Here is a 15,231-nt window from a genome sequence, read left to right as displayed (position 1 = left end):
TACTTCTCCTATGCTCTGGGATGATACTTACGATATTCGGCACGCAAATGTTCATGTGATACATGGGTATAAATCTGCGTCGTAGAAATATCAGAATGTCCCAATAATTCTTGAACAGTACGTAAATCAGCCCCATTTTCTAATAAATGTGTAGCAAAGGTATGTCTCAATGTATGTGGTGTTACCGTTTTATGAATGTTAGCTGCTGCAACATAACCTTTAATTTTCTTCCAAACACTTTGACGACTAATTCCAGTCCCGTGTGCATTGAGAAATACGTACTTTGAGTTTCTTTTTTTCAATAAAAGGGGACGAACCTGTTGAAGATACTTGTTCAACCAGTTAATGGCAACATCATCAATTGGAACAATTCTTTCTTTATCCCCTTTACCAATCGTTTGAATTAAGTTCATTTCTAAATGTAAATCAGCTAATTTTAAATTAACTAATTCTGAAACTCGTAATCCAGTTGCATATAAAACTTCAAGCATTGTACGATCCCGTATCCCGTATTTATTTGTTACATCAGGAACTTTCATTAAGCTTGCTACTTCATTATCATTTAAAACAGCTGGTAAATGTGAACCTTTTTTAGGAGTATCAATTCGATTCATGGGATTTTCTTCAATTTGGTTAAACTGTTTTAAATATTTAAAAAACTTTCGCAAAGTGGAAACTGATCTAATAATTGAATTGCGGGCCTTACCCGCATTTTTTTCAAATTCTAAATAACTCAAAATAGTGTATTGATCAATCCCAGCAAAGCTTTCATAATGATGTTCTTCCAAGTAACTTTTAAATTGATTTAAGTCTTGCTGATAACTTTTAATTGTATTATCAGATAAGCCACGTTCTACTAATAAGTAATGTAAATAATCATTAATTTGATTGTGCATTATATCTCCACTATTTGGTTAATGAAATTCCATTCTCTTCTTTTTGGATTATTTTATTTTTTAACAAGTTCCCTAAAGCACGTTTAAATTGTCCTTTACTTATCCCAAAGTAATTTTTAATTTCATCAGGATTACTTTTATCATTATATGGTAAAAAATTATCTGGTTTCATTTCAAGAATCCGTTTAATCATTTCTGCATCTTCACCAATTGATTCATAAGCTCGAGGTCGTAGTGATAAATAAAAAGTCTTATTCGGACGAATCCCAATTACTCGAGCAGTTAATTTTTCACCCAGGCGTGGTTCCTGTTCTTGCTCTGATTTATCAATAAATCCCAAATTATAATGATCAGTTATGACTTGAGTTCCCATTTTTTTAGTATTAATTACCCAACAAGTCACATCACGATTTTTCAATTTAGGATCATTAGCTGGCTGTGAAATAGCTTTAAAAACTTTATCATCTGCTATTTCTCCCCACAAACGTCCTTTATTGTCCTGTTTGAGTGCAATCATCAAACTATCTCCGACATCTGGCCACAAAGATTTCATATCGGGCAAATCATCCATTGACACTGCAATATCCTTATCTTTTAATCCAATATCAACAAATACACCTAATCCAAATTTAGTTCCCACTACTTTTCCCCATGCATAACTATCAATGCCAACTTCAGGAATTTCTCGGGTAATTATTTGAGTGTGCTTTTCATTTTCGTACGCAAAACCGGAAAATTTACTACCAATTTTAAGTGGTTTTTTTAATTCACTTTTATCTAAGGAGTATGTAATCCCATCTTTTTGAACAAAGTATTCCTTTTCATTTTCGTCTGTTACCATTCCAGTAACCATTTTACCGTTATCTTCATTCATAAAAACCACCAACCATTCTATCATTATAGATATCTAATATCTTTATTATAGCAAATAAAAAAGACCTCCGACAAAAATCGGACGTCTTTCTAAAGTTAAATCAAATTAAGCATTTTTTGATTGATTACCTGCATAAACCATACCACGACGAGCATCGACAGTAATTAATGCACCATCTTTGATGTTTTTAGTAGCATCTTTTGCAGCAACAATTACAGGAATATTTAATGAAATTCCAACGACTGCTGCATATGAAGTTAATCCACCATCTTCAACAACAATTGCGCTAGCTTTCTTCATAGCTGGCAAGTAAGTTTTATTAGTATCCTTAACTACTAAAACACTGCCATCAACCGTGTTATCATTTGCTGATTTAGCATCATCAGCGACAACGGCTTTTCCAATCACAACTTGATCGCCAATACCTTGACCTTGGGCTAACTTAGTCCCAATCAATTGAACACGAATTGTGTTAGTAGTACCTTCATCACCCAATGGAACACCAGTAAGAATGATAATTTGTTCACCTTCTTTAGCTAAGCCAGTTTCAACTGCTTTAGCCATGGCAAGATTAACCATTTCATCAGCTGTTTCTGGTTTCTTAACAAGAACTGGATTAACAGCATAGTTCACAGTTAAACCACGACGTACACGATCATCAAAGGTAAGTGCTAAAATATTAGCATTAGGATGATACTTGGCAATCATACGTGCAGTGTAGCCTGAACCAGTTGCACAAACAATGGTTTGAATGTCCATATCCTTAGCAATGCGAGCAACTGATTCACCAAGAGCTTCTGTAACATCACTGTCTTTAAATACTGGACGTGGAGTTCCAAATTCTTGGAAATGATCATCAGAAACTTCGTCAATCCGAGCCATCATTGCAACAGATTCAACTGGATAATCACCATGAGCACTTTCACCTGAAAGCATAGTTGCATCCGTACCATCATAAACAGCGTTAGCAACATCAGATACTTCAGCACGAGTTGGACGAGGTTCTTCTTGCATTGAGTCTAACATTTGAGTAGCGGTAATAACTGGTTTACCAACTTCGTTACACATTTTAATAAGACGTTTTTGTGCAGTAGGAACATTTTCTGGTGGAATTTCAACACCCATGTCTCCACGAGCAATCATTAAACCATCTGAAACTTTTAAGATTTCTGGGAAGTTATCAATACCTTCTTGAGATTCAATTTTAGGAAATACTTGAACATCAGTCATGTTCTTTTCTTCTAATAAAGCCCGAATATCTAGGATATCTTGAGGTTTACGAACAAATGAAGCAGCAATATAATTAATTCCATGTTCACAACCAAAACGAATATCATCGGAATCTTTTTCAGTGATTCCTGGTAAGTTAATTGATACACCAGGTGCATTAACACCTTTACGTGAACCAAGGACACCATTATTCATAATTTCACAAACTAATTCGCGGTTCTTGGCGTCCTTATCGATAACTTTAGCATCAACTAAACCATCATCAAATAATACATGTCCACCAACTTTAACATCATCGTATAAGCCTGGATAAGTGACAGCAATTTTTTCTTTAGTACCTTCAAGGCTATCGTCCATCGAAATTCTGAACTTATCACCAATCTTAAATTGGATTTCACCATCTACTTCTTTAGTAGTTCTGATTTCAGCACCTTTAGTATCAAGTAAAATACCAGCGAGCTTACCAGTTTTCTTTTCAGCTTCTTTCACCATATTCATACGTGATAAATGTTCTTCATGATCCCCGTGTGAAAAGTTGAAACGAAAAACATTGGCACCTGAATTTAATAGTGCAGAAATAGTATCTACATCATTAGCAGCAGGTCCAAGTGTACTTACGATTTTTGTTCTCTTCATAAGTTAAAACCTCTCCTTCTTGTGTAAAATTAAGCAGTGATTAACTTGCCTAATTAATTAGATTTCAAAGTTATTGTAACACTTTTATAAAAAGTTGTCTGTATCAAATCTCGAAATCTATTTTACAACAACATTCAATTTACCTAATAATTTTTGGAGTTTCTTAATTAACTCGTCATAAATAGTAACGTTGTATTTTTTGGGTAAAAGGGTATACTTTTTTAACTTTTCTTGATATAAAGTTACCGGGTTTTCCCCATTATATTTGTTTAAAATCTCTTTTAATTGATTAATAGTAGCTTTTGAATCATGTTTTTCATCAATTCGAAGATATATTTTTTGTGACTTTTGATTTGCTTTATGAACAACATTCGCTGCAATTTCAAGTTTATCAGCAACAATTTGTAAACCACGTCGATTTTGAACATCACCAGTTACTTTAATTATTAGATTAGGCTTTAACCATTCTTTAATCAAAGAAAACACATTTGGAAAAACTGTTATATCAACACTTCCAAACTGATCGCTAGCTGTCACAAATGCCATTTGTTGTCCCTTTTTTGTTCTAATTGTTTTAACATGGTTAACCAATAAAATTGAATTAATGTTCGTTTGACCTGCAACTAGCTCAGTAGTATTGAGAGAATGTGATTGTTGTTGCAAATTCCGATATCTTTCAACTGGATGACCTGATAAAAAAGTGCCTAAGTACTCATTTTCAAAATTAATTTTTTGCCAATCAGGAAAATCTGTTTTTCTTTGAATCTTAATTTCCATTCCAGGAATATCTGAAAATAAACTATCAGGAATATCTGAAGAACTAATTAGTTTAGGGATTGCTTCAACCATTTCTCGACGATTATATTCAAATGCATCAAAACAACCTGCATAAACCAGAGCTAATAATTGGTCATTCTTACGATATTTTTCTGGAATGCGATTAATAAAGTCATTCAATCCTTGATAGTCACCATTAGTTTCTCTTTCTGCAATAATTGCTTTAATAAAGTCAGATCGGACTCCTTTAATTACACTAAAACCAAACCTAATTTTTCCATTTACATATCCAAAATCAGGTTGGCTCATATTAATATCAGGTCCTTCAACTTTAATGTTCGCATCTCGAGCTTCTTGGACATAAGTTTTAATTTTAAGTTTATTGCCTAAAACTGAATTAAATAACGCCGTATAAAATGGGCCAGGATAATGAGCCTTTAAGTATGCTAGTTCAAATGCCATTTTGGTATATGCAAATGCATGAGACTTATTAAATCCATATCCTGCAAATCTTTCGATGTAATCAAACGTTGTTTCCGCGATTTCCTTTGAATATCCCTTATTAATTGCCCCTACTAAAAAGCTATCTTTCATATTTTCCATTTCATTTTTATGTTTTTTGCTCATGGCACGACGTAAAACATCGGCCTGAGCTAATGTAAAACCTGCCATAGTAGACGCTAATTGCATAACTTGTTCTTGGTAAACGATAATTCCAAACGTTGGTTTTAAAATTTTCTCAATCGCTGAGTTTGGATAATGGACTTTATCAGGATGATTTTTTCGGTTGATAAACAAATCTATATTTTCCATTGGACCTGGACGATATAAGGCATTAACGGCCGCAATCAGATCAAAACTAGTTGGATGCATTTTACGTAAAACATTTTTAATCCCAGTCGATTCAAATTGGAAAACTCCATTAGTTTTACCTTCTTGAAATAACTGAAGAGTCTTTGCATCATTTAAATTAATTTTAGTAATATCAAAGTTAGGATTGGTTTGTTGCACCATTTTAAGAATATTAGCCATAATTGATAAATTACGAAGTCCTAAAAAATCAATTTTTAATAGTCCTACATCTTCAACATAATACTTAGAATATTGTGTCATCAATAGTCCTTCATTTCCTCGTTGTAATGGAGCTTTTTCAACAATTGGATAATCACTCAAAATCAATCCAGCTGCATGAGTAGAATAATGGCGAGGTAATCCTTCTAATTCCGTTGCTGTTTTAAATAATAATTGATTAATTGATTGATCAGAAATTAAATTTTTTAAACTTTGAGACTCATCTAATGCTCTATTCAAAGTTTCGTGTAAATGTGTTGGAATGGCTTTACTCCATTTATCCATCTCCATAGGAGTCATCCCAAAAACACGTCCTACATCTCGAATTGATTGTTTTGCACCCAAAGTTCCAAAGGTAATTATTTGAGCAACTCGATCATCACCATATTTATTATGAACATAATTCAAAATTTGGTCACGTTTATCATCAGGAATATCCATATCAATATCTGGCATTTGAGCCCGTTCTTCATTTAAAAATCGCTCAAATAGCAAATCATATTTAATTGGATCGACATCTGTAATATACAATGTATAGGCAACAATTGATCCAGCCGCAGAACCCCTTCCTGGCCCTGTTAAAATATCATGTTGATGAGCATAATTAATTACATCCCATACAATTAAAAAGTAGTCATCAAATCCCATTCGATTAATGACCTCTAATTCATGTTTGAGTCGAGTTAGATAAACCTGATAGTTTGAATCAGTTTTATCTAATCTTTTTTGTAATCCTCTCAAACATAATTCAGATAAATATGCAGCAGAGGTTTCAGAATTAGGCGTTTTAAATTTTGGTAAATGCGGAGTTTTCTTTTTAATTTGTACATCACAATGTTTCATTACAATGTGATTTTCATCTAAAATATTCTCTAGCCCTAGCTTTTTATATTTACGTTCTACTTCGCTTTTGCTCTCTAACCAATTATTACCTAAGTTCTGCTTTTGATTTTCTGGATTATCAATCACATTCCCATTATCAATAGACTTTAAGACCTGTGTGTTGAAAAATTCACTTGCTTTTAAATAATCAACTTCATTTAAAGCCATCATTTTAACTTTAGTATTTTGAGATAATTCTTGGAAATCTGTCAACTTATCAATATTTAAAGGAATCCCAATTTTTAAAGAATCACGATCTACGATATTTTCAAATTGTTCTAAAACTTGTTGCGCTTGATTTAATTTTCCATAATTAACTAAATTATGAACTTCGCTAGTAGTTGGTAATAATACATATAAATCAGATAAGTCAGATTTATATTCGGAAAATGGTTGAAAATCTTCATTAGTCATTACTTGAGTTGAAATTTTCATCAAATTTTGATATCCATGATTATTTTTAGCCAATAAAACCAATTTAAAATTGTGTTCAACCAAAATTGAGCCTTTAACGGTTAAAGTTAATCCTATAATTGGCTTAATCTTTTGCTTAACTGCCTCCTTAAAAAAAGCTACAGCTCCATACATTACATTATTATCAGTCAGTGCTAATGAATCGTATCCACGCTCTTTGGCTGTCGCAAGTAATTTTGGTAGCGTATTTGGACTTTGCAATAAACTATACGAACTAAGATTTTGCAATGGGACATAGGTCATTTTTCCACTACCTTTCATTTTTGCTCTTATTATAACAAAGAACCCTTTATTTAAATAATTAAGAACTCTTAATTGCAATTATTGATAATAGTGATAAACTACTAGTGAAGTAAGGAGAGTGTGTCTAATGAAAACTATCGCTGCAAACTTAACAACCCTCTTTTGGGGGATAGTATATGGAGAAATTATTGGATATATTGGATCTGCATTAGTGCAGGCCACTTTCACTAAAACAATTGCTACACAAGCAGCGATTGTTGGTGCCATAATTGCTCTTGTTGGGATTAACTTACTCAAATTAGTTATGAAACCTTAATTCAAAAATCTAACTCAGACTTTTGACTAATAAAAGCCTTCTAATGACCGTTAAAAAGTTCATTAGAAGGCTTTTAGTTTATTAAATTATAAAAAGGTAAAGGGTTCAGTCGATAAACTTGAAATAATAATTTCAAAATTCCAGCCATTTTCTAGTTTCCATTGTTCAAATAATTCTTTTAATTTTAGTTTACAAATACTTTCCACGTGATGCCCAGGATCAATTGCCATTAGTCCTTCAGCTAGCATGTCTTGTGAAGTATGATAGTACAAATCACCAGTAAAATAAACATCAGCACCAACTCTAAGAGCATCTGGATAAAATTTACCACCACTACCACCTAACACTGCAACTCGGCTAATTATTTGGCTAGGTTTGTTAGTAACCATCCGTAGTTCGGACAAATTAAAAATTTTTTTACAACGGTTTGCTAGTTCTTCAAAAGTAATTGCTTGTGGCAAATTACCAACTCGTCCCAAATAATGAGATTCATGATTAACATTTGTATCATGCAAAATCATACCAGAAACATTTTGCAAGCCAAGCTCAGCTGCCAGCCAATCGTTCATACCGCCATTAGCATTATCCAGATTTGTATGTGCAGCATAAACTGTAATATCATGTTTTAAAATCTCAGCATACATTTTATTTTGGGGATTACTTAAGTCAAGATTTTAGCAGGACGAAACATGACTGGATGATGAGCAAAAATAAAATTAACTCCATTATCAATTGCTTCCTGAACAACTTCTGGTCTCACATCTAAAGTTGTCATCATTTTTTTGATTGGTGCGTTGCGGTTACCAATTTGAAATCCAGTAGGATCACCATTTTCACGAAGTTCAATTGGTGCAAATTCTTCAAAACGATTTATAAATTCATTAACAGTGGTCATCTAAAACACCTTCAATTTCTGCAATCTTATTCTTAACTTCATTGATTTTTTCTAGTGGCTGAGAATTAGAATTGATTAATTTATCCAAAATAAAATAATTTTTAGCTAGCTTTTCGTTCCACTTTGAGCGAAAGGCATCTGATTTTTCTTTTAATAAACATGGTCCAAAATTAAGTTCCAGTTTAGTATACGAAATTTGTTGATTGGAATACTCAGCTCGAACCATTTCGTAATAATGCCCAGCATCATAAACCAGATTTTCTCCTGTGATTGCATATTGATGATCAGCTAACCACTTACGAAGTACATTCTCATCAACATTAGCTTGTAGCACTAATACAGGACGATTAATTAATTTATATTTTCCCTGTTCTAAAATATCAGTAATTAGTTCTCCACCCATCCCTGCAATGGTAATTGTGTCAACTTCATCCTCCGGTCTAATTACTTTTAAGCCATTTCCTAATCTAGCTTCCATTTGATTAGATAAATGTTGACTAACAATTTCTGATTGTGCATTTTTAAATGGTCCTTGTACTATTTCTCCCGCAATCGCATGATGAACAATTCCATGTTTTAATAAATAAGCAGGCAAATACGCATGATCTGAACCAATATCAGCAACCATATTTGATTTAGGAACTAAATCAGCAACTGCTTGCATTCTTTTTGAAAGATGATTTGCATCCATAAAAGCTCCTTTTTCCTCAATAAAAAACAGAGACCAAAAGTCCCTGTTTTCAATTCTACTTAATCTAAGAAATCTTTTAGTTGTTTACTTCTTGAAGGGTGACGAAGTTTTCTTAAAGCCTTTGCTTCAATTTGTCGAATCCTTTCACGAGTAACTCCAAATACTCTGCCCACTTCTTCAAGGGTTCTAGTCCGACCATCATCAAGACCAAACCGCAATCTAAGCACATTTTCTTCTCGATCAGTTAGAGTATCTAAAACACTCTCTAGTTGTTCTTTAAGCAATTCATAAGAAGCATGTTCTTCAGGACTAGTAGCATCCTTATCTTCAATAAAATCACCTAAATGGGAATCATCCTCTTCCCCAATTGGAGTTTCTAAGGAAACTGGTTCTTGCGAAATCTTTAGAATATTCCGTACTTTAGAGGTTGGCATATCCATTTCTGCCCCAATTTCTGAAGGGAGTGGTTCTCTGCCCAAATCTTGCAGTAACTGACGTTGAACTCTAATTAACTTGTTAATTGTTTCAACCATATGAACGGGAATTCGAATCGTTCTAGCCTGATCAGCAATAGCACGAGTAATTGCTTGTCTAATCCACCAAGTAGCATAAGTAGAAAATTTAAATCCTTTACGATAATCAAACTTTTCGACCGCCTTCATAAGACCCATGTTACCTTCTTGGATCAAATCAAGAAATTGCATTCCACGTCCAACGTAACGTTTAGCAATTGAAACAACTAATCGTAAATTAGCTTCGGCAAGCTCTTGTTTAGCAGTTTCATCGCCTTCTTCAATTCTTAAAGCCAATTGAACTTCTTGATCCGCAGTAAGAAGTGACACTCGTCCAATTTCTTTCAAATACATTCGAACGGGATCATTAATCTTAACACCCTTTGAACTAGAAGCATTTTTTAATTCTTTTTGAGTAACTTTTTTTGCAGCTTTTAATGCTCTTGGATCTGGTTCGCCATTGTCATCAACAATGCTAATTCCATCATCTTCAATTTGTTCAAGCACCTTTTCCATTTGCTTTTTATCTAAATCAAAAGGTACTTGAAGTTCTTGTTCAAGCACTTCATAGGTAATATGCCCAATTTTTTTATTTTTCTTAACTAATTCTTTGTAAACCTTTTTGAACCCTTTATCATCAAATTCTTTTTTTAGTTCTTTAGTAACTTTTGCACGCTTTGCGGCAGTTTTACTTTTTAATTCGGGAGTTGATTTTTTTATTTCAGTTTTCTTCTTTGCTTTTTTTTCTGCCATTCTAATGACCTCCCCTTAATCTTCTGCTGATTTTAAGCTTTGCAATTTTTTTCGCAAATCAATTAATTCAGTTGCTAATTGCAACTGTAAGATTTCATCACCAAGTTGTTTTGCATTATCAAAAGCAGCTTTTTTCTGTTCAATTTTCTCCATAATTGGTGCATCTTGCATTATTATTTTAACACAATCCGTAATTTCGTCTTCATTATACTCAATATTATCATTTGTCATTTCTAACTCAGCTAAAGTTGATTGAATTTTAGCTTCACCAACAAAATCACTAAATTCTGCTGCATTATATTCTGCATGATATCTAAAATATTCTTGAGCAAAAATGAAGATTTGCTGATACAAGTCATGAACAAACGCAAAATCACGATTTCGCCGGACCTTTTTCCAAACTTCTGAATTATGCAGCATCATATTTAATAACTGACGTTCTGCATTTTCAATTTTAGAATAGTGTTTAGATTCTTGATTAATCACTGTTGGAATTTGAGCAAACCGTTCTCGATTTCGATTGTTTTGCTTTCTTTTATGAATAACGTTAGCATATTTTTCAGTCTGGGTTTCTAAACTAGCTAAGCTCACATCTAATCGATCTGCCAACTCTTTTAAATAAACATCGCGTTCAACGTTATTTTCAACTCCAGCAATAATATGCAAAACTTTATCAATATAAGCTAAGCGGTCTTCTTCATTTGTCAAATTAAATTGCGTCCGCAAATAATTAATTTTAAATTTAACTACAGATTCACGACCATTATTAACTACTTGTTGAAAACTAACTTCACCGTGACTACGTCGATATTCATCTGGATCAACTCCATCTGGCATTTGAATAACGCCAATCTTCAGGTTCCCACTTTTTTTCAACAAATCAATTGCTCGGTTAGTTGCCTTCTGTCCTGGTGTATCTCCATCATAACAAATATAAATTTGCTTTGTGATACGTTTCAAATCATAAACTTGTTCTTCAGTTAAGCTAGTTCCCATTGATGCAACTCCATTTTTCACCCCTGCCTGATAAGCAGAAATTACATCCATAAATCCTTCAAAAAGAATTACATCATGGGTTTGCCTAATCTCCGGTTTAGCTAAATCGAAATTGTACATCAATTTTCGCTTATTAAATAATTCTGTTTCTGGTGAATTAAGATACTTAGGCAGATCTTCATCTTTATGCAATAATCGACCAGAAAAACCAGCTACTTTACCATTTTCATTACGAATAGGAACCATCAGACGGCCGGCAAAGCGATCTCTTAAATTTCCATCGTTACTTTCAGTAAATAAACCTGTTTTCCTTAAATCCTGATAATCAACTTTCTTTTCTGTGAAATACTTTTTTAAAATTCGTTCAGTGGGTGCATACCCCAAGTTAAATGTTTCAATCATTTCATCAGAAATTTGACGTCTTTTTAAGTAATTTAAAGCTTCTTCACCTAATTTAGTATTAACTAAAACATGATGATATAACTTAGCTGCGGCTTCATTAATATCAATTAAGGGCTTTAGCTTTTGTTGTTGAGGCGATGGTTGATTCCACTTAGCATTGTTAGGTAAGTCAATTCCATCATCTTTAGCCACCATTTCAACGGCCTCAGGAAAACTCAAACCCTTTAAATCCATCAGAAAACTAAAAACATTTCCCCCACGTCCACAGCTAAAACAATGAAAAATTTGCTTTTCTTCATTGACTGAAAAAGATGGAGTCCGTTCTTCATGAAAAGGACATAAACCAAATAAATTTTTTCCTGACTTTTTTAATTGTACATACTGACCAACCACATCTCTAATATTAGTGTTATTTCGCACCTTTTCCACAAATTCTTCTGGTATCTTAGCCATCAATAACACCACTTTTCAACTGCTTATTTAGCAATGATTCTATCTACTTCAGCAAAATAATTAATCATTTGTGCTACTTTATTAAGCTCTTTTAAGCGGTTCATTTTAATAGTTTGATCATCAGCCATTACCATCGTTTTATCAAAATAATCCTTAATAACTGGCTCTAAACTAGCAAGCTTTTCAAAAGCAGTTGAGGCCGTTAGTTGATCAAAATCTGGGGAAATTCGATCAACTTCTGCATTCATTTTTAATTCAGCATCATTTTCAAACAAGATTGGATCAACAAATAAGTTGTCAGATTTAAAATCGGATTTTTTGGCAATTTTCTCAACCCGAGTTAAAGCTTCAATCACTTGTTTAAAGTTATTATCATCTTTATGTTCATTTAAAACTTTAGCACTATTAATATTATAAATAATATCACTGCTGGTAGCATTAATTGCAGCATCAACTAAGTCAAATTTAATCTTTTCAGCTTTTAAAGCTCGTTTAATTCGTTCTTTAATAAACAATACTACATCATTAACGATTAATTTTTGATCAATTTTTGGAGCAACTTGTTCTTTTACTTCATCAATAATAATTTGATTCATCAAGTCAACTAATGATAATCTCCATTTTTGAGCTGATACGATACTAACAATTCCCGCAGCTTGACGCCTTAAAGCATAAGGATCATTAGAACCGCTTGGAATTAAGCCAGCAGCAAAGAAAGTCATTATACTATCAAGCTTATCTGATACTGCTAGAACAGCCCCAATTTTTGATTGAGGGAGCTTTCCATTAGCAGAAATTGGCATGTAATGTTCCCGAATTGCGTTTGCAACTGCTGGCTTTTCACCAAATAGTAAGGCATACTTTTCTCCCATGATTCCTTGTAACTCAGAAAATTCACCAACCATTCCAGTCACTAAATCAAATTTATAAATTTCAGCTGCACGTTGTAAATCTGCTAACTGTTCTTCATTAAGTCCAACTTTTTTACCAATCAGTTTTGCAATAACTTGAACCCGTTGCATCTTTTCATAGACAGTAGAAATTTTATCATGAAAAGTTACATTTTTTAACTTGTTCACAAAATAATCGATGTCATGGTTTTGATCCTCTTGATAAAAGAACTCAGCATCATATAAACGAGCTGCAAGCACTTTCTCATTCCCCTTAATCACATTTTCAATAAAGTCTGAATTTCCATTTCGCACGGAAATAAAGAATGGTAACAATTTACCATCTTGATTTTCAACATAAAAGAATCTTTGATGATTTCTCATAGAAGTTATTAATACTTCACGAGGAATGTCTAAGAAACGTTTATCAAATGTACCATAAAAACTAGTCGGATACTCAACTAAATTATTAACTTCTTCAAGCAAATCATCATCAATATCTACTTTCCAATTATTTTGATTAGCAATTGCTTCAATCTGATCTTTAATCTTTGACTTTCGTTTATCAGAATCTACAATCACAAATTCTTTAGCAAGATCTGCTTCATAATCAGTAGCATTATTAATTGTTACAGCTTCTCCTAAGAAACGATGACCTAATGATTTACGACCAGATTTAACACCAACTAATTCCATTGGAACAACTTCATCATCTAGCAAGGCTACAATCCATTTAATTGGACGAACAAATTGGAACTTATTTGTTCCCCATTTCATCATCGTTGGAAAATTCATTGCAGCAACTACATCAACTAAATCTGCCAATACATCAGCAACTGGTTTTCCAGATACATGTTTATTAACAAATGCATAGTTCGTTCCTTTAATGTCCTTAAAGGTAATATCATCAGGAGTTAATCCCTGTCCACGAGTAAAACCAATGGCTGCTTTGCTCCAATTTCCATCTGCATCTTTAGCAATCTTTTCAGCGGGTCCCTTAACTTCTTCATCAATATCAGGTTGTTTATCAGCTAATCCAGAGATTTCTAAAGCGAGTCTTCGTGGGGTTGAAAATTTTTGGATTTTATCAAATGAAATCCGATTTTCTTTAAGATATTTTTCTGTTTTTTCAGATAATTCATTAATACTTGGGGTAACAACATGGGCTGGCATCTCTTCCAGTCCAATTTCTAATAGGAATGTATGAGTCATCATTTTTTATCCCCCTGATTCTTTTTTTGTTTACTTTTCTTTTCATCACGTTTATCAAATTCAGCTAAGATTGCTTCGCGCTGCTTTTCATCCTTTATTAGTGGAAATCCAAGCTTGCGACGTTCTTGAACAAAGGATTGAGCAATTCCATGTGCCATTTTTCTAATTCGAGCAAGATACCCAGCCCGTTCAGTAACTGATACAGCACCACGTGCATCAAGTAAATTGAATGTATGACTACATTTCAAAACATAATCATAAGCTGGATGAACTAATCCTTCCTTAATTAAACGTTTAGCTTCTTTTTCATAAGCATCAAACATTTTGTGAAGCATTTCTTGATCACTTAATTCAAAACTATACTTTGAGTGCTCGTATTCGGGTTCTTTAAAGATATCACCATACTTAACCCCATTTGACCATTCGAGATCAAATACGTTATTAACGTTTTGAATGTATGAAGATAAACGTTCCAATCCATAAGTGATTTCTACAGCAACCGGATTCATTTGAAGTCCACCAACAACTTGAAAGTAAGTAAATTGAGTAACTTCCATTCCATCTAGCCAAACTTCCCAACCAACTCCAGCACATCCCATTGAGGGGTTTTCCCAGTTATCTTCCACAAAACGAATATCGTGTTCTAATGGATTAATTCCAAGTTCCTTTAATGAATTAATGTATAGCTCTTGGATATTATCTGGAGAAGGCTTCATCAAAACTTGAAATTGATGATGTTGGTATAAACGGTTAGGATTTTCACCATAACGTCCATCTGCAGGCCTTCTTGATGGTTCAACGTAAGCAACATTCCATGGTTCAGGACCAATCGCACGTAAAAAAGTAAACGGACTCATGGTACCGGCTCCCTTTTCGGTATCGTAAGCATCCATAATCATGCAACCTTGATTACTCCAATATGATTTTAATGTAGAAGCAATATCTTGTACTGACATCTTTTTTGTCATTTTAATTCCCCTTTTTGCCAAGCAAATAAAAAACCTATGCAAAAGTAAATATACTCTTGC

General features: G+C 33.3%; 10 protein-coding genes and 1 pseudogene. 1 reads left to right on the top strand and 10 read right to left on the bottom strand.

The window, feature by feature from the left end; all coding sequences use genetic code 11:
* Nucleotides 1-8: 8 nt before the first annotated feature.
* From xerD to dnaE, 4 genes are all read right to left on the bottom strand, one after another.
* Nucleotides 9-896 (bottom strand): site-specific tyrosine recombinase XerD, encoded by an 888-nt coding sequence (gene xerD, locus AC0GLY_RS03380; RefSeq protein WP_496612119.1) that lies wholly within the window; start codon nucleotides 894-896, stop codon nucleotides 9-11.
* 10 nt (nucleotides 897-906) lie between these two features.
* Complete coding sequence (locus AC0GLY_RS03375; RefSeq protein ID WP_496612118.1) at nucleotides 907-1,770, bottom strand: CvfB family protein; 864 nt, start codon at nucleotides 1,768-1,770, stop codon at nucleotides 907-909.
* 105 nt (nucleotides 1,771-1,875) lie between these two features.
* Nucleotides 1,876-3,636, bottom strand: coding sequence for a pyruvate kinase (gene pyk, locus AC0GLY_RS03370; protein ID WP_496612117.1), 1,761 nt, complete (start codon nucleotides 3,634-3,636; stop codon nucleotides 1,876-1,878).
* Between the two features lie 117 nt (nucleotides 3,637-3,753).
* The gene (gene dnaE, locus AC0GLY_RS03365; protein WP_496612242.1) at nucleotides 3,754-7,083 is read right to left on the bottom strand and encodes a DNA polymerase III subunit alpha; all 3,330 of its coding nucleotides are present in this window, start codon (nucleotides 7,081-7,083) and stop codon (nucleotides 3,754-3,756) included.
* A gap of 127 nt (nucleotides 7,084-7,210) precedes the next feature.
* Here dnaE and AC0GLY_RS03360 point away from each other — a divergent pair, with 127 nt between their 5' ends.
* Entirely contained in the window at nucleotides 7,211-7,399 is a 189-nt protein-coding gene (locus tag AC0GLY_RS03360) for a DUF2929 family protein (protein ID WP_496612116.1), read from the top strand.
* Nucleotides 7,400-7,485: 86 nt separating this feature from the next.
* Here the strand turns inward: AC0GLY_RS03360 and AC0GLY_RS03355 are convergent.
* The 6 genes and pseudogenes from AC0GLY_RS03355 to glyQ all read right to left on the bottom strand — a co-directional run bounded on the left by AC0GLY_RS03355 (nucleotide 7,486) and on the right by glyQ (nucleotide 15,171).
* A pseudogene (locus AC0GLY_RS03355) lies at nucleotides 7,486-8,294 on the bottom strand (Nif3-like dinuclear metal center hexameric protein).
* Nucleotides 8,281-8,985, bottom strand: coding sequence for a tRNA (adenine(22)-N(1))-methyltransferase (locus AC0GLY_RS03350; protein WP_496612115.1), 705 nt, complete (start codon nucleotides 8,983-8,985; stop codon nucleotides 8,281-8,283). Before AC0GLY_RS03350 ends, AC0GLY_RS03355 begins: the two are co-directional and overlap by 14 nt.
* Nucleotides 8,986-9,044: 59 nt before the next feature.
* A complete protein-coding gene (gene rpoD / locus AC0GLY_RS03345) occupies nucleotides 9,045-10,250 on the bottom strand; it encodes an RNA polymerase sigma factor RpoD (RefSeq protein ID WP_496612114.1) in 1,206 nt (401 codons plus the stop codon).
* A 15-nt stretch (nucleotides 10,251-10,265) separates the two neighbouring features.
* Nucleotides 10,266-12,101: a DNA primase gene (gene dnaG, locus AC0GLY_RS03340; protein ID WP_496612113.1), complete on the bottom strand. Its 1,836-nt coding sequence runs from the start codon at nucleotides 12,099-12,101 to the stop codon at nucleotides 10,266-10,268.
* Between the two features lie 23 nt (nucleotides 12,102-12,124).
* Complete coding sequence (gene glyS / locus AC0GLY_RS03335; protein WP_496612241.1) at nucleotides 12,125-14,203, bottom strand: glycine--tRNA ligase subunit beta; 2,079 nt, start codon at nucleotides 14,201-14,203, stop codon at nucleotides 12,125-12,127.
* Nucleotides 14,203-15,171: a glycine--tRNA ligase subunit alpha gene (glyQ, locus tag AC0GLY_RS03330; protein ID WP_496612112.1), complete on the bottom strand. Its 969-nt coding sequence runs from the start codon at nucleotides 15,169-15,171 to the stop codon at nucleotides 14,203-14,205. Before glyQ ends, glyS begins: the two co-directional genes overlap by 1 nt.
* Nucleotides 15,172-15,231 lie beyond the last annotated feature (60 nt).

The organism is Fructilactobacillus sp. YLN 2507, assembly GCF_059614085.1.
This window is presented reverse-complemented; position numbering and strand designations above follow the sequence as displayed.

Coding starts and splice junctions, on each gene's coding strand:
- xerD (WP_496612119.1), bottom strand. CDS start 896: ATGCACAATCAAATTAATGATTATTTACATTACTTATTAGTAGAACGT.
- AC0GLY_RS03375 (WP_496612118.1), bottom strand. CDS start 1,770: ATGAATGAAGATAACGGTAAAATGGTTACTGGAATGGTAACAGACGAA.
- pyk (WP_496612117.1), bottom strand. CDS start 3,636: ATGAAGAGAACAAAAATCGTAAGTACACTTGGACCTGCTGCTAATGAT.
- dnaE (WP_496612242.1), bottom strand. CDS start 7,083: ATGACCTATGTCCCATTGCAAAATCTTAGTTCGTATAGTTTATTGCAA.
- AC0GLY_RS03360 (WP_496612116.1), top strand. CDS start 7,211: ATGAAAACTATCGCTGCAAACTTAACAACCCTCTTTTGGGGGATAGTA.
- AC0GLY_RS03350 (WP_496612115.1), bottom strand. CDS start 8,985: ATGGATGCAAATCATCTTTCAAAAAGAATGCAAGCAGTTGCTGATTTA.
- rpoD (WP_496612114.1), bottom strand. CDS start 10,250: ATGGCAGAAAAAAAAGCAAAGAAGAAAACTGAAATAAAAAAATCAACT.
- dnaG (WP_496612113.1), bottom strand. CDS start 12,101: ATGGCTAAGATACCAGAAGAATTTGTGGAAAAGGTGCGAAATAACACT.
- glyS (WP_496612241.1), bottom strand. CDS start 14,203: ATGACTCATACATTCCTATTAGAAATTGGACTGGAAGAGATGCCAGCC.
- glyQ (WP_496612112.1), bottom strand. CDS start 15,171: ATGACAAAAAAGATGTCAGTACAAGATATTGCTTCTACATTAAAATCA.